Origin of the sequence: uncultured Aggregatibacter sp. (genome assembly GCF_901873365.1) — a bacterium.
Classification (GTDB): domain Bacteria; phylum Pseudomonadota; class Gammaproteobacteria; order Enterobacterales; family Pasteurellaceae; genus Aggregatibacter.
In genome coordinates this window covers 1-20,390 of record NZ_CABFLM010000065.1, presented here as the reverse complement: position 1 = coordinate 20,390, position 20,390 = coordinate 1, and the positions used below count along the sequence as shown (strand labels likewise).

Sequence of the window (20,390 nt, the reverse complement as noted above, 5' to 3'; positions counted from 1 at the left end):
TCTTCAGACAATCTCAATCTAAGATTACCTAAACTAGTAGGATCAATTACCAAATACTTTCTAAAAGCACCATAAATAACATTTCTAACTTTAGACATTAATACCTGATCCTTAAATAATTTAGAAAAACTGTTTATAGGATCTCCTTGCAAATCACCCGCATGTTGTGAATTAACTAAAGATAATCTACTATATCCATCAAGCCTTGTTGTAAAATAAGATAAAATTTTTGCTAATTCTGAATTTTTGAAGTTCTCCCTACTTGGAGATAATGCAGTATTGATTAAATTAGGTAAATAAACCTGATAATTATCACCATACTTTCCAACCAAGAAATGATCGCTATTGTAGGGAGTAAAATTCTTTGAGGGAGCAATTTTTATTCTATCTAACATTTTTTCATAAACTTGCTCACTGGTTAAACTTTCAAACTCTAAGTTGCTAATTACATTTAATAATTCTGTTTTTCCCTTAGTTATCCATCCTTCTATTTCAATTAAAGCTTGAGATTTACCACTATTATTGGGTCCAATAAAAACAGTTACAGGGCTAAGTTCTATTTCCAAGTTTTCATCTGAGCTAGGATATGTCCCTGCCTGCAGCCTAAGTTTTTTAAGCATTTTATCCTCCGTATAATAAATGACTCTATTTTCAACTAAATAATTAGAATATCAAACAATATTAATTATTTATACGCTACATCCTTTCCTGTGATATAGCTCACTTCCTAGCATGTCTCCATGATGGCGCAAGCGTCCTCGTTTGTGCCTCTCACTCTAAAAGTGCGGTCAAAAAATCCAAAGAATTTTGAATGTTGGTTCTGCCGATGGTTATGAGTAAAATTCAAAATGTTTTTATTAAACAGCACCCGCGTGAACGCTGGCGCTATCTTTCCTGATTAGCACAATCTGTTGGCGCATGCTTCCCAACGTGTGCCTAATTTCACTAAAAAACACCTCAAAAACTCACCGCACTTTATTTATTTTCTTTGGCACGCGTTAGGAAACGCGCGCTAGCATAAATTTTCATGACTAAAAAAATGCAGTCATTTCCTCAAACGTTTTTCATTTCAAAAAACACTTGGAAAAATGACCGCAGTTTGATCAGAAAATTAACTGCTATTTCACCACAATAAATTCCGGTGTAGCTTGTCGTTCGATGAGTTTACCGACAGGATATAGCTCAACACCGGCAGTTTCGGCGACAGCAAAAACCTCTTTTTCCGAATCTGGGTTGACGGCGATGAGTAAGCCGCCGGAGGTTTGCGGATCGCATAATACGGCTTTCTGTAAATCCGTTATTGGAGCGATTTTGTGTCCGTAGCTGTCGAAATTACGGTTTGTTCCGCCCGGAATACAGCCTTGTGCAATGTAATCATCGACACCGTCTAGGGTTTTAATGTTAGCAAAATCCACTTCGGCATTAAGATTGGAGCCTTCGCAGATTTCGGCTAAATGCCCTAACAAACCAAAACCGGTGACATCCGTCATGGCGGTGACGCCGTCAATGTTTGAAAGCTGACTGCCTAGCAAATTCATTTGGCACATCCACTTGGTCGCCAAGCCTTTGTGTTCGGCTTTTAATTTGCCTTGCTTTTCCGCGGTGGTTAATACGCCAATGCCCAGTGGCTTGGTTAAATATAAGTGACAGCCTGCTTGTGCCGTGGCATTTCGTTTCACTTTCTCAGTGTCGATAATGCCGGTCACCGCCAAGCCAAAAATCGGTTCTAGTGAGTCGATGGAATGACCGCCGGCAAGGGCAATGCGCGCTTCCTGACAAGCAAAACGGCCACCGTCAATAATGCGCTGTGCCACGCTTGCAGGCAATTTGTTAATCGGGAAGCCAAACACCGCAATCGCCATAATCGGCTTGCCACCCATGGCGAAAATATCGCTCACAGCGTTGGTTGCCGCAATGCGTCCAAAATCGAAAGGATCGTCCACAATGGGCATGAAAAAGTCCGTGGTACTGATAATCGACGTACCATTGCCTAAATCATACACCGCCGCGTCATCCTTGGTGTCATTGCCGACAAGGAGATTCGGGTCAATAAACGGTGCCATTTCGGTATGCAAAATTTCCTCTAAAACCTTAGGCGATATTTTGCAGCCTCAACCGGCGCCGTGGCTATATTGCGTCAGCCGAATGTCGTTTGTTATGACGCATTCATTCTGTTCCGCGTGCAAAGCCTGCTCTGTCATGCTTACTTCCTTTTTGTTAAACGAATGGTGTAATTATAGCGTAATTGGGTTTAGGATTCATTAATGGAAATGCCTTTTTCAAGACAAAAAGCAGGTGATATCGATGGTGTCAAGAGGTATAAATGAATGTGAAGATGAGAGAAAAAGGGTGGTGAACTAAGCAGAATTGGTCTTAACAGCAAGCGGTTCGCTGCGTCGCGTCCTTGCGGGTTTCTACCTAGTCCACCATTGATGGATGATGGTTTGTAGTTTGCGACATACTGATACTAAAAGTGTTCTATACCTTCAGCCCGCTTATTTCAGGAGACCAATCCTGACTTTCAAACATCTTATCTTGAAAGTGGTTACATAATAAAATCGTTTTAGCAGATTGTCAATTAGCGTATAACCAGATATTTCACGCATTTTTTTCATTTTTCTTTTCACGCGCAAAGGCAATAAATACTTTCATTACATAATCTTAGCTGGTGTTACCAGATGAAATGGTATGACTTTTATGAAAAAAACGCATAGAATAGCGCGTCCAATTGCACCACTACCAAAATCTTGTTAAAGTGCGGTGCAAAATTTTCACAAAATTAGGAATCACACATGAGTCAAGAATACTTAGATTTTGAATTACCCATTGCCGAACTTGAAGCGAAAATCGAATCTTTGCGTGCAATGACAACACAGGATAATGAAATTAATCTTGATGATGAAATTGCCCGTTTACAGAAAAAAAGCATCGAATTAACCGAAAAAACCTTTGCAAATTTAGATGCGTGGCAAGTGTCAAAAATGTCTCGTCATCCGAATCGTCCCTATACTCTTGACTACATCGAACATATTTTCACCGAATTTGAAGAACTTGCCGGTGATCGTGCTTTTGCCGATGACAAGGCCATTGTTGGCGGATTAGCACGTTTAGACGGCAGACCGGTGATGGTGATTGGCCACCAAAAAGGGCGTACCGTGAAAGATAAAGTAAAACGCAACTTTGGTATGCCGGCACCAGAAGGCTACCGCAAAGCTTTACGCCTCATGCAAATGGCGGAACGTTTCAAATTGCCTATCATCACCTTCATTGACACTCCGGGCGCTTATCCGGGTGTAGGCGCAGAGGAACGCGGTCAGTCAGAAGCTATCGCTCGTAACTTACGCGAAATGTCGACCCTCAAAGTGCCGGTAATTTGTACCGTTATCGGTGAAGGCGGTTCCGGCGGTGCGTTGGCTATCGGCGTGGGTGATAAAGTCAATATGTTGCAATACTCGACCTACTCCGTGATTTCCCCGGAAGGTTGTGCATCTATTTTATGGAAAAGCGCCGATAAAGCCTCCACCGCAGCAGAAGTCATGGGTTTAACCGCCAATCGTTTAAAAAAACTTGGCTTAATTGATAATATCGTACAGGAACCGTTGGGCGGTGCGCACCGCAATTACGATGAAATGGCGCAAAACTTGAAAAAACGCCTGCTTGCCGATTTAGACGACCTTGACGTCTTTGACACAGAAAAGCTGCTAGAACGTCGTTATCAACGTTTAATGAGTTACGGCTACGTATAAAAAAAGTCTCATTTTAATCCCTCCCGAAGACGGGAGGGAATGTCCTCTACCCGTGCCATTCGCCTATGCTCCTCGACTGTTTTTCACAGCAATTACAACGATTTGCACCAAACCAAACTCACTTTCTTATTGGGTTTAGCGGGGGTTTGGATTCCACCGCACTGCTCGCTTTATTTGCGAAACTCCGTGAAAAACAACCGCACTTTCAGCTGCGCGCCATCCACATTCATCACGGATTAAGCGCCCATGCCGATGCTTGGTCAGCTCATTGCCAACAAATTTGCCGCCAATTTTGTATTCCATTGCAAATTCAATACGTGAACGTCAGCACAGAAAACGGTATTGAGGCAGGTGCTCGCCAAGCCCGTTATGAAGCCATTGCACAGCAGATTTTACCGACTGAATGGCTCGCCACGGCACACCATCAACAAGATCAAACAGAAACCTTTTTCCTTGCCCTAAAACGCGGCAGTGGTTTGCAAGGTTTAGGTGCCATGCAGACTAAAAGCAATGTTTACGGTGTGCCCATTTTTCGTCCCTTATTGAATTTTAGCCGCCAACAATTGCTGGCGTTTGTACAACAACAAGAGCTGAGTTGGATTGAAGACGAAAGCAACGAAGATAATCAATACGATCGCAATTTCCTGCGTAATGTCGTGCTGCCCGAATTGCGCCAACGCTGGGCGCATTTTGATTCGGCAGTGCAACGTTCCGCGCAACATTGTTATGAACAACAACAACTGCTTAATGAGCTGTTAGCGGAAGAATATCAAAAAAACATCGTGAAAAATGACCGCACTTTTAACCTGCAACATTTCGCCGACTATTCGCCGGTGAAACAACGCGCCTTGTTACGCTTATGGTTGCAAGATTGGGGCGTTGCCCTGCCCTCTCTCGTGCAATTAGAACAAATTATTTCGGATGTCATTTTCGCGAAAGACGATGCACAACCACAATTTCACCTAGGCGATAACATTGTCCGCCGCTATCAAAACCGTTTATTTCTCACGCCGATATTTGCCGACATTTCACAAGAATATATTGAGGCGAGATTTAATCACCCCATTCCCTTGCCGGATCATTTAGGCACGTTGTTACTGCAAAAAACAACCGAAAAAATGACCGCACTTTGGCAGGATGAAAATGGGCAAACACATCAAGAAGCATTAAATTTACCCTTAGAGGGAACGAAAGTTTGGATTCGATTTCGTTATTCGGGCAAAGTGAAATTAACCTCAAACGGCGTGAATAAAGACATTAAAAAAGTGTGGCAACAGTTGAACGTGGCCCCTTGGCAACGACAACGCATCCCACTCATTTTCTATGGTGATAAGTTACAAAGTGCGGTGGGTTTTTTCACTGTTTTTCAAGATTAAGACAAACAAAAAGGCGCATACTCATGCGCCTTTATTGTCTTTATTGGCTGAATTAAATCGCCCAACCACAAGCATAGAAAGCCACTAAAACAACGGCAATCACAATGGTGCCGATATTTAAGCGTTTGAAATCGCCACTCACCACACGGCCAATCACCAATGCAGCAAAGCCCAACATAATGCCGGTCACAATGTTTGCCGTTAACACGATAAACACCGCGCAAATCAAACCGCTCATGGCGCCAACGAAATCGTCAAAATCCAATTTGCTGACGTTGCTTAACATCAATAATCCCACGTACATTAACGCCGGCGCTGTCGCATAGTTTGGCACTAAAAACGCTAATGGTTGGAAGAACAACATCAACAGGAACAATACGCCAACAACGATGGCGGTGATACCGGTTTTACCGCCTGCGGCAGTCCCTGCAGCGGATTCGATATACACGGCTGCCGGTGCTGTGCCGAAAATACCGGAGAATAAGCTACTGACGGAGTCGGACGTTAAGGCTTTACCGCCATTAATGATTTGACCGTCTTTATCCAATAAATCCGCTTGTCCTGCCACTGCGCGGATGGTGCCTGTAGCATCAAATACCGCAGTCATCACTAAAGCGAACACCACCGGTAAAATAGCCGGTTGCAATGCGCCCATGATATCTAATTGCAAGAATAAAGACTCTTCACCGAAACTTGGCATTTTGAAAACTTGACCGTTAAAGGTCACATTCGGATCAAAAATTAAACCGACCACGGTAATGGCGATGATCACCCATAAAATGCCGCCTTTCACTTGCATTTTTTCTAAACCGATAATTAACGCCAAACCAATTAATGACATCATCACCGGAAATGCAGTAAACACGCCCAATTTTACCGGCAAACCGGCTTGGTTACTCACCACAAGACCAACGCCGTTTGCGGCAATTAAAAGCAAGAATAAACCGATACCAATCCCTGCACCGTGCGCAATACCCACCGGTAAGTTACGCAAAATCCAAGCGCGAATACCTGTGGCAGAAATCAGGGTAAAGAAAACCCCCATTAAAAAGACCGCACCTAAGGCAACCGGAATACTCACTTTTTGTCCGATAACCAAGCTAAATGCGGTAAATGCAGTTAACGAAATGGCACAGCCGATTGCCATGGGCGCATTCGCCCAAAAGCCAATTAAAATCGAGCCTAAACCGGCCACTAAACAGGTGGCAATAAAGACCGACTCTGCTGGAAAACCTGCCGCACTTAACATGTTCGGCACAACGATAACGGAATACACCATCGCAAGGAAAGTGGTTAAACCTGCCACAATTTCTTTACGTACGGTGGAACCGCGTTTAGTCAACTCAAAGCGTTTTTCTAAAGCGGAAGATGGAGAAGATGACATGAAATTACCTTTTAATTTGTCGTTGAAAAAAAGAGGGCGGTATTTTACCGCAACGCCAAAAGAAGTAAACGTTTGCGCAAGAAATAAAAAAGAGACAGCGAATATGCTTCTCGCCTTCTCTCTATTTGAATAAAAAATTAGAATCGTAGCGTGCAACTTGTTGCACGCTACACGCGAAATCATGAATTACGCATCGAGGTTAATCATTCGTGCAACAAGTTGCACGCTACGCACTGATAATTAGCTGATAAAACGATCTGTTTCGACCGCAGGAAGCGTTTGTGATGCAGCTTCTTTTGGGTTCACGCCGAAACGATTTGTTCCCGGCTGACTATCCAAACACATAAACACAAACAATACAAGAACGCCGATAATAGGAATTAATGAAATCAGAATCCACCAACCGCTTCGATTGGTATCATGCAAGCGACGAACGCCAACAGCAATACCTGGTATAAGAACAAGCAAGGAATACAGGCCGCTAAAAAATCCGGTTTCATACTCAACACTGTAAGTTCCTGCCACAACATCAAGCACACCCAAACCAAGGCTAATTAACACGTTAAATAAAAAGAACATCCAATATTCTTTTCGTCTTGCCCGTCCTGAAAAAGTGGCGTAGTTTTTGAGTACATGCAAATACCAGTTCATAGTTTCCTCCCAAGAATAAATAAGCGACTAATCCGTCTCATGTTTTGATTTAAAAACAGTGTTATACTAGCACACAATTTCTATGAGTTATATTCGCAATAAGGGGAAATTAAAATGTCCATTCTAGTCACCGGCGGTGCCGGTTATATCGGTTCGCATACTGTCGTCGAATTATTAAATGCTGGCAAAGAGGTTGTGGTATTAGACAATCTTTGCAACTCTTCGCCAAAATCCTTAGAACGTGTGAAACAAATCACCGGCAAGAGTGTAAAATTTTATGAAGGCGATGTGTTAGATCGCGACTTGTTACAAAAAATCTTTGCTGAAAATCCGATTCATTCCGTCATTCATTTTGCCGGTTTAAAAGCCGTCGGCGAAAGTGTGCAAAAACCGGCTGAATACTATATGAACAATGTCACCGGCTCATTGGTTTTATTACAAGAAATGAAAAAAGCCGGCGTGTGGAATTTCGTCTTCAGTTCTTCTGCCACCGTTTACGGTGATCCTGAAATCATTCCGATTACCGAAAACTGCAAAGTGGGCGGCACGACTAACCCGTACGGCACCTCTAAGTTTATGGTGGAACAAATCCTACGCGATATTGCCAAAGCCGAACCCAAATTCAGCATGACCATTTTGCGCTATTTCAATCCGGTGGGCGCACATGAAAGCGGTTTAATCGGCGAAGACCCGAATGGCATTCCAAACAATTTATTACCTTACATCAGCCAAGTGGCAATCGGAAAATTGCCTCAACTTTCCGTATTCGGTAGCGATTACGACACTCATGACGGCACCGGCGTGCGTGATTATATTCATGTGGTGGATTTGGCGATTGGCCACTTAAAAGCGCTAGATCGCCATCAAGATGATGCTGGCTTGCACATTTATAATTTAGGTACCGGCGTGGGCTATTCCGTCTTAGACATGGTAAAAGCCTTTGAACAAGCAAATAGCATTCAAATTCCTTATAAATTAGTGGATCGTCGTCCGGGCGACATCGCCACCTGTTATTCCGACCCGAGCCTTGCCGCCAAAGAATTGGGCTGGAAAGCAGAGCGTGGTTTAGCACAAATGATGAAAGACACCTGGAATTGGCAAAAAAATAACCCGAAAGGCTATAGAGATTAAGTGTCATGCACGAACTCTCTTTGTGTCAAAACATCATTGAAATTGTTGAGCAGCAATGCAAACAACACAATGTCAACAAAGTCACCGACCTCTGGCTGGAGGTCGGCACCCTTTCTTGCATTGAATCCAGTGCGTTGGAATTTGGCTTTGAAATGGCAGCACAAGGCACACCGGCGGAAAATTGCAAGCTTCATTTAATTTCCATTCCTGCCAAAGCTTGGTGTTGGGATTGCAAACAATTCGTCGAAATTCAAGCCAATAACAGCACTTGCCCCCATTGCGGCAGCGTGCATTTACAACGCCAAAGCGGCGATGAACTCCGCATTAAAGAAATTGCCGTTGAATAAAATTTCCTTGAAATCATGATGACAGAACAACCGATTAGGCCCTCTCTTGCCACCCAAATTTTCAGCCGCAATATGCTGATTTGTGTCTTTACCGGTTTCAGCTCCGGTTTGCCACTTTTCGTGCTGCTGCAAATGTTGCCGATTTGGTTGTCGGATAACGGCATTAGCGTGCAAACCATTGGCGCGTTTACTTTAGTCACGCTCCCCTACACGCTCAAATTTTTGTGGGCGCCTTTGCTGGATCGCTATTTTCCTCGATTTCTCGGTCGCCGTCGCAGTTGGCTTGCCATTTCCCAACTCTTGCTTCTGTTGAGTCTTTACTTGATCGGTTTATACGATCCGAAAGAACAAATGCAAATGGTCATTTTTCTTGCCACGTTCATCGCCTTTATGTCCGCCACCCAAGACATTGTATTGGATGCTTATCGACGGGAAATTTTGCGTGATAACGAATTAGGTTTAGGCAACACGATTCACATTAATGCCTACCGAATTGCCGGTTTGATTCCGGGCGGACTATCATTGTATCTCGCCACGTTCCTGCCATGGAAAACGGTGTTTTTATTGACCGCACTTTTCATGCTGTGTGGGCTGTTTATGACCTTCTTTTTAAGTCACGAGCCACAAATTCAAATTCATCAAAGCAAGCAGCCGTTCTACCAAGCTTTTACCATTCCGCTACAAGAATTTTTCCAACGTAAAGGCATTTATGCCGGTCTCGGTTTTATCGCGTTTCTCTTTCTCTATAAATTCGGCGATGCCCTTGCCACCACGTTGCAAAGTAAATTCATCGTGGACATGGGCTTTAGCAAAACCGACATTGCCTTAGTAGTAAAAAGCACGGCGTTGTGGTCGAGCATTATTGCCGGCATGGCAGGCGGCATTGTGATGTTGCGTCTCGGCATTAACCGCGCGCTTTGGGTCTTTGGTTTTATTCAACTGATTACTATCGGCGGGTTTATTTGGCTTGCCGGATTTGATTATTTCCACGTCGTTGATAACGCAGCGCGCTTAAAACTTGGCATTGTGATTTGTGGCGAATACATTGGTGTGGGACTGGGCACAGCGGCGTTTGTTGCCTTTATGGCACGTGAAACCAATCCGTTTTACACTGCCACTCAACTGGCGTTGTTTACCAGCCTTGCCGCCTTACCGAGCAAAGGGCTTGGCGCACTTTCCGGCGAAATCGTTGCAGCGGTAGGCTACTACCATTTCTTCTGGATTTGCTTATTTTTAGCCATCCCGGGCATGCTCTGCTTATGCTGGGTCGCCCCGTGGAACGAAAAAGTCACCGCACCGAATGCAAGCAATTGACATTTTTAGGGAATTAAGCAACCATACGCCACGATTAATAAAACATTTTCAAAACCGACCGCACTTTCTTCCCGAAATAGGAAAAGTGCGGTGGTTTTTTCAGTTATTTTTCATTTAAAAAAGAGGACAACATGAAAATTATTCTATTAGGCGCACCGGGCGCAGGAAAAGGGACACAAGCACAATTCATCATGAATAAATTTGCCATCCCGCAAATTTCCACGGGCGACATGTTACGCTCTGCGATCAAGGCCGGTACCGAATTAGGCAAACAAGCGAAAACCTTAATGGACGCCGGTCAATTAGTGCCGGATGATTTGATCATTTCCTTAGTGAAAGAACGCGTAGCCCAACCTGACTGCGCCAAAGGTTTCTTACTTGACGGCTTCCCTCGTACGATTCCACAAGCTGACGCATTGAAATCTGCCGGCATCGCCATTGATTATGTGTTGGAATTTGATGTGCCGGATGAAGTGATCGTAGAACGCATGAGCGGTCGTCGTGTGCACCAACCTTCCGGTCGTTCTTACCACATCGTTTACAACCCACCGAAAGTGGAAGGCAAAGATGATGTGACCGGCGAAGATTTGATTATCCGTGCCGATGACAAACCGGAAACCGTGTTAGACCGCTTGAAAGTGTATCACAACACCACCAAACCATTAGTGGATTACTACCAAGCAGAAGCCAAAGCGGGCAACACCCAATATTTCCGCTTAGACGGCACGCAAAAAGTGGAAGATGTCAGCAAAGCATTAGATAAAATCTTAGGGTAATTGCCGATAATAAGGAAAATTCTGCAGAAGCCAATCGTTGATAAAAAGACGGCGTTTAATGTGAAAATCAAACGCCGTCTTTTTTATTATAGCCAGCCAAAGTCTAGCTATAAAAACCATGCACTATGCGTATGGAGCCAAATAGCTTAAGCGATGAACAGAAAAAATCCTCGCGATATAATGAACAAGGCTAACAACCAAAATTCAACATATTGAAGGATTATTTACCCCCTCGTAGCGTGCAACTTGTTGCACAAATGATTAACCTCGATGCGTAATTCACGATTTCATGCGTATCGTGCATCTTGATGCATGACCAAACCACGCACGGAACGTTATTTAACCCTTTCGGGCATTCACGATTTCGTGCTATTCAAAACTGCCGAAGAAATCGAACAGGAAATTGCAGACATCAAAAACGCCCTGTTTGATTTCGATACCGAAAACGCCGAAGAATTTTGCAGCCAAATTAGCCAAATAGAAGACAAAAAACAGCTTCTAGCCTTAAAAAAGCCCTGCAACCCCTGCTCGCCGCCGGTTTCGCCACCCGCACCCCGTGGGCACAATGGCCGCGCCTCCCCATCTACCTCAAAGCCATGACCCTGCGCCTCGAAAAATACAGCAGCAACCCCGCCCGCGACGCAGCCCGCGAAGCCGACATACAGGAATTGGAACAAATGTGGCAGGAAAAAACCGACGGCTTAGTGAAACAAGGACAACCCGTTTCAGACGACCTCGCTGCGTTTAAATGGATGATTGAAGAATTGAGAGTGTCGCTGTTCGCGCAGGAATTGAAGACGCCGTACCCGGTGTCGGTGAAGAGGTTGTGGAAGGAGTGGGATAATATAAAACTTACTTACTAAATCAATGTATAATCTTGCAAGATTAGTGTAATATTTACCAACATATATTATTAATAATTTGGTCAATGGGTATATTGCTTATGAAAATCAATGATTTATTTGATATTGAAGATGATCAAGATGTAACTGAGGATTTAGACTTTGACTCTAAATCCATTCCTAATGTAGTTGTTAGTAGCAATGATTGGACTACTGAAACCATCATAAGACAAATAGAAAAAGGAAATATCATCTTAAATCCTGATTTTCAAAGGAGAGATGCTTGGAATAAGAAAAAGAAAAGCCAATTTATAGAATCTTTGATTTTAGGTTTACCAATCCCTCAAATAGTGTTAGCAGAATCTAAAGATCAAAAAGGTAAATATATTGTATTGGATGGAAAGCAGCGTTTACTTAGCTTACGTCAATTTACAATACCCAAAAACAGCTTGGATTATAAAAAATTTAATCTACAAGGATTGGATATTCGAAAAAAACTTAATAAAAAAAGCTATGAAGACTTGTCGCAAGATATTGAGTTATCAGATGATTTTTCAAGCTTTGAAAATCAACCTATTAGAACAGTAGTAATAAAAAACTGGATGAGTGAAGATTTTTTATATCTAGTATTCTTAAGATTAAATACAGGAAGTGTGCCGTTATCAACTCAAGAGCTAAGGCAAGCTCTTCACCCTGGAGAATTCGTTAAATTTTTAAATGAAAAATCGATGAAAAGTCAAGAATTAAAGCATATTCTTGGTTTAAAAGATGATACGGTTGATTTCAGGATGAGGGATACAGAATTATTATTAAGATATTTTGCTTTTAAAAATTTCATAAATAAATACACAGGAAACTTGAAGAGCTTTTTAGATTCCACATGTTATTTGTTAAATAAGGCATGGCTTGAAAATTTAGAAAAAAAAGAAGACTTAGAAAATCAGTTCGATTTATTCACAAAGGCTCATTCTCGTATAGTAGAAATTTTTGGTGAAAATGCTTATCGAAAATGGAATAAAGTGTCTTATGAATCTCGATTTAATAGAGCAATATACGATATTATGATTTTGACTTTCTCTGATCAAGAGGTTTTAAAAAAAACAGAAGATAATAAACTTCATAATACAATTGAAAAAGGCTTTAAAGATTTATGTTCTAACAAGGAAGATTTTCTAAAATCACTTGAAACTACTACTAAGAGCCTTTCATCCACTCAATGTAGAATAAATACCTGGTCATTATTTTTAAACGAAACTATTGGGACTAATTTGCCTAAATATACTCTAGTGTCGGATTAATAAATTATGAACCCTAAAAATATAAGAACAAAACTACTAAATGATCTACAAAAAAGATTATCTTATCTTCGAAATAGTATGTTACCTAAGAAATTTGATGCATTGGGTAACTATGATGATCAAACTATCTTATTAACAGAGGCTTATATATTACTAGTACATGCAGAAATAGAATCCTATATTGAAACCGTTTGTCACGATTTGATTAAACATGTTGCTAAACAATGGGCTGATGAATCTAAAACTTCTCCGACTCTTTTTTGCTTATTAGCTTCATACCACCATAGCTGGGTTGAACAAGAAGGAGAGCCGAAGAAAGCAAAAGATATTAAGGAAGCAATTCAGTTGGCTACGTCACAATATTCCCATATCATTAAATCAAATCATGGAATAAAACGTAATGATTTAAAAAAGATAATTATTCCGACAGGGGTTGATTATGATAATCTAGATGATTCTTGGATAAATAATATGGATGCATTTGGTAGTGATAGGGGGAAAATCGCGCATACTTCACATAAAAGTAGAATAAATTCTAGTGTTAGTCCACAAGACTCTCTAAATAAGTCAAATTCCCTTCTTGAAGGAATAAAAAAATTTGACCAAGAAATCATTAAACTATATTTAAGTTCGTAAACTTTTGATAATGCATATCAAAAAATCAATATACGGTGCTTTTATCTACTCACGCCATTTTCAGCCAAACCCAAGCAAACCGTAGCCTAGATCCAACCGCGTGTATGTATCTTCTCACCTCCCCCCTTTCTACTCCACCAAAAGGTCGTCTGAAACCCATTTTCAGACGACCTTTTGCCTCTTTGCTAAACAAATCTTCCCACCACCATCTCCCCAAACATCGCCCTAACCAGTAAACTTACCATGTCTCAACAACTTCTTGGAAGCAAACCATGTCCGGTATCTACCTACCCCGCCTATTCCCGCCCCATATCGCCGAACGCGGCCTGCTGTATTTTCAGCAGGGCAAGGTTCGCGATGTCCAAAAAACTTCCGCCGAGCGTTATCGGGCGGAGGTGTGCGGTTCGGAAAACTATTCGGTATGGCTGAAGCTGGATAGTGATTTGTACATTAAGGACGGGGGCTGCGATTGTCCTTATGGCTGGGCGTGCAAGCATATGGCGGCGTTGTGGTATGCGGTGCGCGCTCAAACGCCGGAGGGGCAGCCTGACGAAACCGACGCGACGATTTTTGCCGTGCGCTGATTTCCAAGCTAGCGGGTTTTAGTTTCGAGGCGATTTTTGCGCAAAAATTCGATTTTTTGCCATGATTTTTGAATACCCGATTAAAGACTACAACAGCAATTCCGGCAGCAAATATGCCGAATACTACACGCCGCACGCGGTGGCGCGAATTATGGCGGATATTTTGGTGCCGGAGTAGGTGCGCGGGCAAATCCGCAGCGTGGACGTTTACGACCCGTCGGCTGGTTCGGGAACACTGCTGATGAATGTCGCCCATGCCATCGGCGAAGATAAATGTATGATTTATACGCAGGATATTTCGCAAAAATCGTCCAATCTTTTGCGGCTGAATCTGATTTTGAACAATTTGGTGCATTCTTTGAATAATGTGGTTCAAGGCAATACGATTTTGTCGCCTGCCCATAAAGACGATTCAGGCCGTCTGAAAAAATTTGATTTCATTGTTTCCAATCCGCCGTTTAAATTGGATTTCAGCGATTTCCGCGATCAGCTGGAAAGCGAGGAAAACAACGAACGTTTTTTTGCTGGTATTCCGAAAATCAAGCCTAAAAAGAAAGAGAAGATGGAAATCTATCAGCTCTTTATCCAACATATTTTGTTTAGCCTGAAAGAAAACGGCAAAGCGGCGATTGTGTTGCCGACGGGTTTTATCACTGCCCAATCAGGCATCGACAAAAAAATCCGCGAACATTTGGTGGAAAACAAAATGCTTGCTGGTGTGGTTTCCATGCCTTCCAATATTTTCGCCACCACGGTAACCAACGTTTCCATCCTGTTTATCGATAAAGCCAATAAAGACGGAGTGGTATTAATCGATGCCTCGGGCTTGGGTACAAAAACCAGTGTTGATGAAAACCAAAAAACTGTTCTTTCCCGTGAGGAAGAACAAAAAATCTGCAATACCTTCACGCACAAACAAGCAGTGGAAAATTTCAGCGTGATGGTCGGCTATGATGAAATCAAAGCGAAGAATTACAGCTTGTCGGCAGCTCAATATTTTGAAGTAAAAATTGATTATGTGGATATTTCCGCCGAGGAATTTGAGCATAAAATGGCGGGATTTTCGGCAAATTTGGACAAGCTCTTTGCGGAATCAGCCAAATTGGAAAAAGAGATTAAAGAAAAGCTGCAAACGCTGATATTTGATGGTGGAAATTGATAGATCTAACTAGCTTGTTTGTTGAGTGATAAAAAGTCGCTTGAAATTTAAATTAGATTTTCAAGCGACTTTTATTATTTTTAAGTGCGGTTGTTTTTTTAGGTGATTTTAACCCACCACAAATGGCAGATAGCCGGCGCGGATGGCGAATGGGATGGAGGTAATGATGACGCCAAGGACTAAAACAATGAGTAGCGTGGCTTTGCCGCCCCAGACTTTATATGGCAAATTTGGGTGAATGCGGCGTGCTTTCCATACCAGCGAAACCGGAAGAACCACGGCGTAGAACGCAAACATTTGACCTGCGTAGCCTAACGCTAAAATGAAACCTTGTGGGTAGAATAAGGCGAAGACGATTGGTGGGATGAACGTCATTAAACCTAAGGAAAAACGTCCTGCATTGATGTTAAAAGAACGTTTTAATAGGTCTTCAATACATTCTAGTAAGCCAAGTCCCACGCCCAAGAATGAGGTGATTAACGCCAAGGTGGAGAAGATCTTCACAGCGTTTGCCATCATACTGCTTTGGGTAATGGTTAAGGTGGCGGTGACTAAGCCGTTCAACGTGGCATCTTGTTGCAAGATTTGCAGAAATTCGTTTTGTGTGAGCAAGCCGTGGGTGGAGAGTTGCCATAAAATGTAGGCGAACAAGGTGATACCGGAACCCACTAAAATGGAAATGCGCAAGGCTTTGACGTTACCGCCGAGGTATTTGTTTAAGCTTGGAATAGAACCATGGAAACCAAACGCGGTGAAAAATACCGGGCTGGCGGAAATGATCAGCGCATTATCAATGGGCATTGCCATCAAGTTGTCGAGTTTAATTTCCGGCAACATCAAACTTAACACCATCACGAACGTGGCAATCATCACAAAGAACAACACGCGGTTAATTTTATCTACGCTGTGCGTACCGATAATGATAAACGCGCCGAAGAAAAGGGTAAAAATCAATACGGCGACTTTGCCGGTCGTGTCACGATCAACGATGGTTGGCAGTGTATCGGTCAACAAAGAACCGCCACCACTGATGTAGGCGGCAATGAGCGCGTATAAAAAGACAATTAATACAGCGGTGGAAATAATTCGTCCCGGACGACCGAAATATTGCTCTGCCAGCGTGCCGATGCCGGCGTCACTTGGTGCGGTTTGGTAAAGCTCAACGAACAGCAACGCACTGAAGGTTAACAGCGTCCAAAGCCCAAGTAGAAGAAATAAGGTAGCGCCAAAGCCAATGCCGGCGGAGGTTAACGGCATGGCTAACATGCCTGCGCCAATCATGGTACCTGCCACGAGCAGCGTACTTCCTACTGTTTTATTCATAGATATTCCTTGTTGTGTATTTAAAAATTTACAATGATTGTATTGCAAATTTTACACTCTGTAAAATAAAGATTGTGATTTAAATCACAAAATTACCATTTTGTCTAAAATTGAGCGGAGAAATTGCGTATATTGGTTTCATAATTTGTTGTTTTTAAGGTGCATTATGTCATTGCCTCACTATTTTCAAAACCTTTCCATACTCCACATTAATACCACACCGCACCATGCCTATTTTATTCCTCATGCGACACATAAAAGTGCGGTAGAAAATCCCAGAGAATATTCAGATTATTTCATTCCTTTAAACGGAAATTGGCAGTTTCAGTATTTTTCAAGCTATTGGGATCTGCCGGAAAACTTCCTTCAACTCACTCCAAATAGTCAGCTTCCCGTGCCGTCAAATTGGCAGAATCACGGATACGATCAACATCAATACACCAATGTCAATTATCCTTTTCCCTTTGATCCGCCTTATGTTCCGCAACAAAACCCATGCGGTTGGTATCAACGCCGATTGAACTTGACACCCAAAGCCAATAAGCGTTATTTGCTGAATTTTGAAGGCGTGGACAGTTGCTTGTTTTTATATCTCAACGAACAATTTGTGGGTTATAGCCAAATCAGTCATTGCACCTCAGAATTTGATGTAACGAATTATTTACAGTTTGGTGAAAATAACATCACAGTCATCGTGCTGAAATGGTGTGATGGCAGTTATTTGGAAGATCAAGATAAATTCCGAATGTCGGGCATTTTCCGTGATGTTTATATGTTGGAACGGGAAGCCCATTATTTACAGGATTTCTTTATAAAAACGGCATTAAACGATGATTTCACGGCAGCTAATATCACGGTGGAATGTATTTTCTCTGATCATCATGGGCAAGACATTCATTGGCAACTCTTTGATCCCAAACAGCATTTAGTGGCGGAAAAGTGCGGTCAAGATTTCGAATGTTTTCTTGCTCAGCCGATCTTATGGAATGCCGAACAACCAAATCTTTACACGCTAGTTTTTCGTTATGGTTCAGAGGTGATTTGTCAGCATATCGGCTTGCGTAAAATTGAGGTAAAAAATGGCGTGTTATTGTTCAATGGGCAAGCGATTAAATTTAAAGGGGTCAATCGACATGACAGCGATCCACGCACCGGTTATGTAATTCATCGTGAGCAGGCATTGCAGGATTTACGCCTGATGAAACAGCATAATTTTAACGCCATCCGTACATCACATTATCCCAATGCACCTTGGTTTACCGAACTCTGCGACCAATACGGTTTTTATGTCATTGCCGAAAGCGATATTGAATCTCATGGCACCAATGCCGTGTATGTGCCGACACCGGAAAGCAGCATTTTACTTGGCGTGAAAACAGATATCGATCAGGATGCCATTCGACAACAAACGATTGACAATTATTGTTACACGGCTCGCGCGCCTGAATTTAAAAACGCGATTTTAGACCGTACCTATGCCAACGTGGAGCGGGATAAAAACCGCACTTCGGTGGTGATTTGGTCACTCGGCAATGAAAGCGGCTACGGTGAAAATTTTGAAGCGGCCGCCGCCTGGGTGAAAGCGCGTGATCCCAGCCGTTTAGTCCATTATGAAAATGCGATTTTCCAGCATTCCGCCCATCAAAATGATACCTCAAATTTAGACTTGCATAGTGAAATGTACACGGCCCCCGAAGACATGGACGCCTATTTTGCCCATCCACAAAATCGTAAACCTTATATCTTTTGCGAATATTTGCACGCGATGGGCAATTCTTGTGGCGATGCAGAAGATTATTTCCTCGCGATGCAAAAATACCCCGGTGCCTGTGGTGGTTTTGTATGGGAATGGTGCAACCATTCGCCCTATTTGGCAGGAACCGACTGCATGGGCTACGGTGGCGATTTTGGCGATGTTCCCAATGATGGAAATTTCTGCGCTGATGGTTTGGTGACGGCAGATCGTCAAATTCAAAGTAACTTATTAGAGCTAAAAAACGTACAACGTCCCATTCGCGCGCAGTTAAAAGACGGCAAGGTGTGGCTGACCAATTATTGGGATTTCACGAATACCGCCGAGTGCTTAAGCATTCGCTATCAACTTTTAGAAAATGGCATTGTCATGCAAGAAGGAAAAATAAATGGGATCCAAATTGCGCCAAAACACACCGCACTTTTGCCACTGGAACTGCCTGCGGATAACGGCAATTTATGGTTGTTAACCTTATTCTACGAACAATGTCGAGCCACCGATTTCGTGCCGGCGACATATATTTTAGGCTTCGATCAACTCAATCTTTTTCATCGCCCAAGATTGCCAATCATGCCACCATTGGGCATTGAGCCACCAACAAAAGCCACACTTTCGGTACAGGAAGATGCCAAGCATATTCGTGTACAACAACAAGATCATTGTTATGTATTTGATAAACAAAAAGGCATTTTGCAGCAGGTTTTCCATCAGGGCGAATCCTTGTTGCAACAGCCGTTGGATTTCAATATTTGGCGCGCGCCTTTAGATAATGATGGCTTAATCAACGCGCACTGGCAAGCGGCAGGATACGATCGCGCAATCACTCGCGCCTATGAATGCCATGTGACACAATATGAAAGTGCGGTTGAAATTAAAGTCAAATCAGCATTAGTGGCGGTATCCAAGGCTCGAATTTTAACCTTAGACGTCATCTATCGCCTAGATGAATTTGGCACATTACACATCAAAATTCATGGGGAAAAAGCGCCGCACTTGCCTTTCTTACCGCGTTTTGGTTTACGTTTCTGTTTAGATCGCGCCTATCAACAGGCTGAATATTTCGGTTATGGCCCAACAGAAAGCTATATTGATAAACATCAGTCTTCCCTGTTAGGTCATTATCACACCACGGTTCGGCAAAATCACGTGCCTTATTTGAAGCCACAGGAAAATGGTAGCCATTATGGCTGTTCTTACGTTAAAGTGTGGTCAGAAAATCGGCAGATTTTTATCACGGCAACCACACCGTTTAGTTTCAATCTTTCGCCTTATCGCCAAGAAGAATTGGCAATGAAAAAGCATCACGATGATCTTGTCGAAAGCAACAGTACTGTGCTGTGTATTGATTACAAAATGAGTGGCATTGGGTCAAATTCCTGTGGACCTGCATTAAAACAGGCATACCGTTTAAATGAAACACTGTTTGATTTTGACGTGAAATGCCATTTTTTGACGCATTCAATTTAGAGCAAGAAAAAAGGGGGATTTCTCCCCCTTGTTACAAAATAATTTTCTGCTTTACTTGCCTTCCATTTCGCTTTTCACTGCATTTTTTACTTCCGCTGCTTTTTCAGATACGGCATCCTTTGCTTGATTCACTTTTTCAGCAGCCGCGTCTTTCATTTCTGTTGCTTTGGTTGCCATGGAATCCATTTTCGCTGCAGCGGCCTCTTTCATTTCGCCCGCTTTGGTTGCCATAGATTCTTTCATTTCACCAGCTTTGGTTTTCATTGCATCCATTTTTTCTGTAGCAGCGTCTTTAGCCGCGGACATCTTTTCAGCTGCAGCCTCTTTCATTTCGCCCGCTTTGGTTTTCATTGCATCCATTTTTTCAGATGCAGCGTCTTTGGCTGCGGACATCTTTTCAGCTGCAGCCTCTTTCATTTCGCCGGCTTTCGTTGCCATCGCATCCATTTTTTCTGTAGCAGCGTCTTTAGCCGCGGACATCTTTTCAGCTGCAGCCTCTTTCATTTCGCCGGCTTTCGTTGCCATCGCATCCATTTTTTCTGCAGCCGCGTCTTTAGCCGCGGACATCTTTTCAGCTGCAGCCTCTTTCATTTCGCCCGCTTT

Annotated in this window: 17 protein-coding genes and 2 pseudogenes; 13 read left to right on the top strand and 6 right to left on the bottom strand. The window is 42.7% G+C overall.

The features are described 5' to 3' along the window. Positions 1 to 620: pseudogene (locus QZ106_RS05620) on the bottom strand (ATP-binding protein); the annotation flags it as partial. 498 nt (positions 621 to 1,118) lie between these two features. Next, positions 1,119 to 2,159: a selenide, water dikinase SelD gene (gene selD, locus QZ106_RS05615; RefSeq protein ID WP_295975356.1), complete on the bottom strand. Its 1,041-nt coding sequence runs from the start codon at positions 2,157 to 2,159 to the stop codon at positions 1,119 to 1,121. Between the two features lie 633 nt (positions 2,160 to 2,792). Here selD and accA point away from each other — a divergent pair. Next, the gene (gene accA, locus QZ106_RS05610; protein WP_295975348.1) at positions 2,793 to 3,746 is read left to right on the top strand and encodes an acetyl-CoA carboxylase carboxyl transferase subunit alpha; all 954 of its coding nucleotides are present in this window, start codon (positions 2,793 to 2,795) and stop codon (positions 3,744 to 3,746) included. 65 nt (positions 3,747 to 3,811) lie between these two features. Continuing rightward, a complete protein-coding gene (gene tilS, locus QZ106_RS05605; protein ID WP_295975346.1) occupies positions 3,812 to 5,122 on the top strand; it encodes a tRNA lysidine(34) synthetase TilS in 1,311 nt (436 codons plus the stop codon). A 52-nt stretch (positions 5,123 to 5,174) separates the two neighbouring features. Here tilS and QZ106_RS05600 read toward each other — a convergent pair whose 3' ends face one another. Both QZ106_RS05600 and QZ106_RS05595 read right to left on the bottom strand, forming a co-directional pair. Further along, positions 5,175 to 6,506 carry an NCS2 family permease gene (locus QZ106_RS05600; protein ID WP_295975344.1) on the bottom strand — a complete coding sequence of 444 codons (1,332 nt, stop codon included), beginning with the start codon at positions 6,504 to 6,506 and terminating at the stop codon, positions 5,175 to 5,177. A 240-nt stretch (positions 6,507 to 6,746) separates the two neighbouring features. Beyond that, on the bottom strand, positions 6,747 to 7,157 hold the full coding sequence (locus tag QZ106_RS05595) for a DUF805 domain-containing protein (RefSeq protein WP_295975342.1): 411 nt from the start codon (positions 7,155 to 7,157) through the stop codon (positions 6,747 to 6,749). Between the two features lie 114 nt (positions 7,158 to 7,271). On the opposite strand from QZ106_RS05595, the gene galE reads away from it, so the two are divergent. The 10 genes and pseudogenes from galE to QZ106_RS05545 form a co-directional block, all read left to right on the top strand. Continuing rightward, positions 7,272 to 8,288, top strand: a complete 1,017-nt coding sequence (galE, locus tag QZ106_RS05590; protein ID WP_295975340.1) for a UDP-glucose 4-epimerase GalE — start codon at positions 7,272 to 7,274, stop codon at positions 8,286 to 8,288. 5 nt (positions 8,289 to 8,293) lie between these two features. Continuing rightward, the gene (hypA, locus tag QZ106_RS05585) at positions 8,294 to 8,635 is read left to right on the top strand and encodes a hydrogenase maturation nickel metallochaperone HypA (protein ID WP_295975338.1); all 342 of its coding nucleotides are present in this window, start codon (positions 8,294 to 8,296) and stop codon (positions 8,633 to 8,635) included. A gap of 18 nt (positions 8,636 to 8,653) precedes the next feature. Further along, on the top strand, positions 8,654 to 9,949 hold the full coding sequence (locus QZ106_RS05580) for an AmpG family muropeptide MFS transporter (RefSeq protein ID WP_295975355.1): 1,296 nt from the start codon (positions 8,654 to 8,656) through the stop codon (positions 9,947 to 9,949). Positions 9,950 to 10,080: 131 nt separating this feature from the next. After that, positions 10,081 to 10,725, top strand: coding sequence for an adenylate kinase (adk, locus tag QZ106_RS05575; protein ID WP_048750318.1), 645 nt, complete (start codon positions 10,081 to 10,083; stop codon positions 10,723 to 10,725). Positions 10,726 to 11,037: 312 nt separating this feature from the next. Beyond that, positions 11,038 to 11,325 carry a hypothetical protein gene (locus QZ106_RS05570; protein ID WP_295975335.1) on the top strand — a complete coding sequence of 96 codons (288 nt, stop codon included), beginning with the start codon at positions 11,038 to 11,040 and terminating at the stop codon, positions 11,323 to 11,325. Further along, entirely contained in the window at positions 11,241 to 11,588 is a 348-nt protein-coding gene (locus tag QZ106_RS05565) for a DUF3418 domain-containing protein (protein ID WP_367259970.1), read from the top strand. The genes QZ106_RS05570 and QZ106_RS05565 overlap by 85 nt, the downstream gene beginning before the upstream one ends. Positions 11,589 to 11,668: 80 nt before the next feature. Further along, entirely contained in the window at positions 11,669 to 12,865 is a 1,197-nt protein-coding gene (locus QZ106_RS05560; RefSeq protein WP_295975334.1) for a DUF262 domain-containing protein, read from the top strand. Between the two features lie 6 nt (positions 12,866 to 12,871). Beyond that, positions 12,872 to 13,501, top strand: coding sequence for a HEPN domain-containing protein (locus QZ106_RS05555; protein ID WP_295975333.1), 630 nt, complete (start codon positions 12,872 to 12,874; stop codon positions 13,499 to 13,501). 272 nt (positions 13,502 to 13,773) lie between these two features. Continuing rightward, positions 13,774 to 14,085: an SWIM zinc finger family protein gene (locus QZ106_RS05550; RefSeq protein ID WP_295975331.1), complete on the top strand. Its 312-nt coding sequence runs from the start codon at positions 13,774 to 13,776 to the stop codon at positions 14,083 to 14,085. After that, positions 14,055 to 15,244, top strand: a pseudogene (locus QZ106_RS05545) (class I SAM-dependent DNA methyltransferase); the annotation flags it as partial. The gene QZ106_RS05550 and the pseudogene QZ106_RS05545, both read left to right, overlap by 31 nt. 108 nt (positions 15,245 to 15,352) lie before the next feature. Here the strand turns inward: QZ106_RS05545 and QZ106_RS05540 are convergent. Beyond that, positions 15,353 to 16,567 (bottom strand): aromatic amino acid transporter, encoded by a 1,215-nt coding sequence (locus tag QZ106_RS05540; RefSeq protein ID WP_295975330.1) that lies wholly within the window; start codon positions 16,565 to 16,567, stop codon positions 15,353 to 15,355. A gap of 166 nt (positions 16,568 to 16,733) precedes the next feature. Between QZ106_RS05540 and QZ106_RS05535 the strand changes: the two genes are divergently transcribed. Beyond that, on the top strand, positions 16,734 to 19,787 hold the full coding sequence (locus QZ106_RS05535) for a glycoside hydrolase family 2 TIM barrel-domain containing protein (protein WP_295975328.1): 3,054 nt from the start codon (positions 16,734 to 16,736) through the stop codon (positions 19,785 to 19,787). Positions 19,788 to 19,838: 51 nt separating this feature from the next. On the opposite strand, the gene QZ106_RS05530 is transcribed toward QZ106_RS05535, so the two are convergent. Continuing rightward, positions 19,839 to 20,390 (bottom strand): hypothetical protein (locus QZ106_RS05530; protein ID WP_367259969.1); only part of this gene is annotated, 552 nt, incomplete at its 5' end.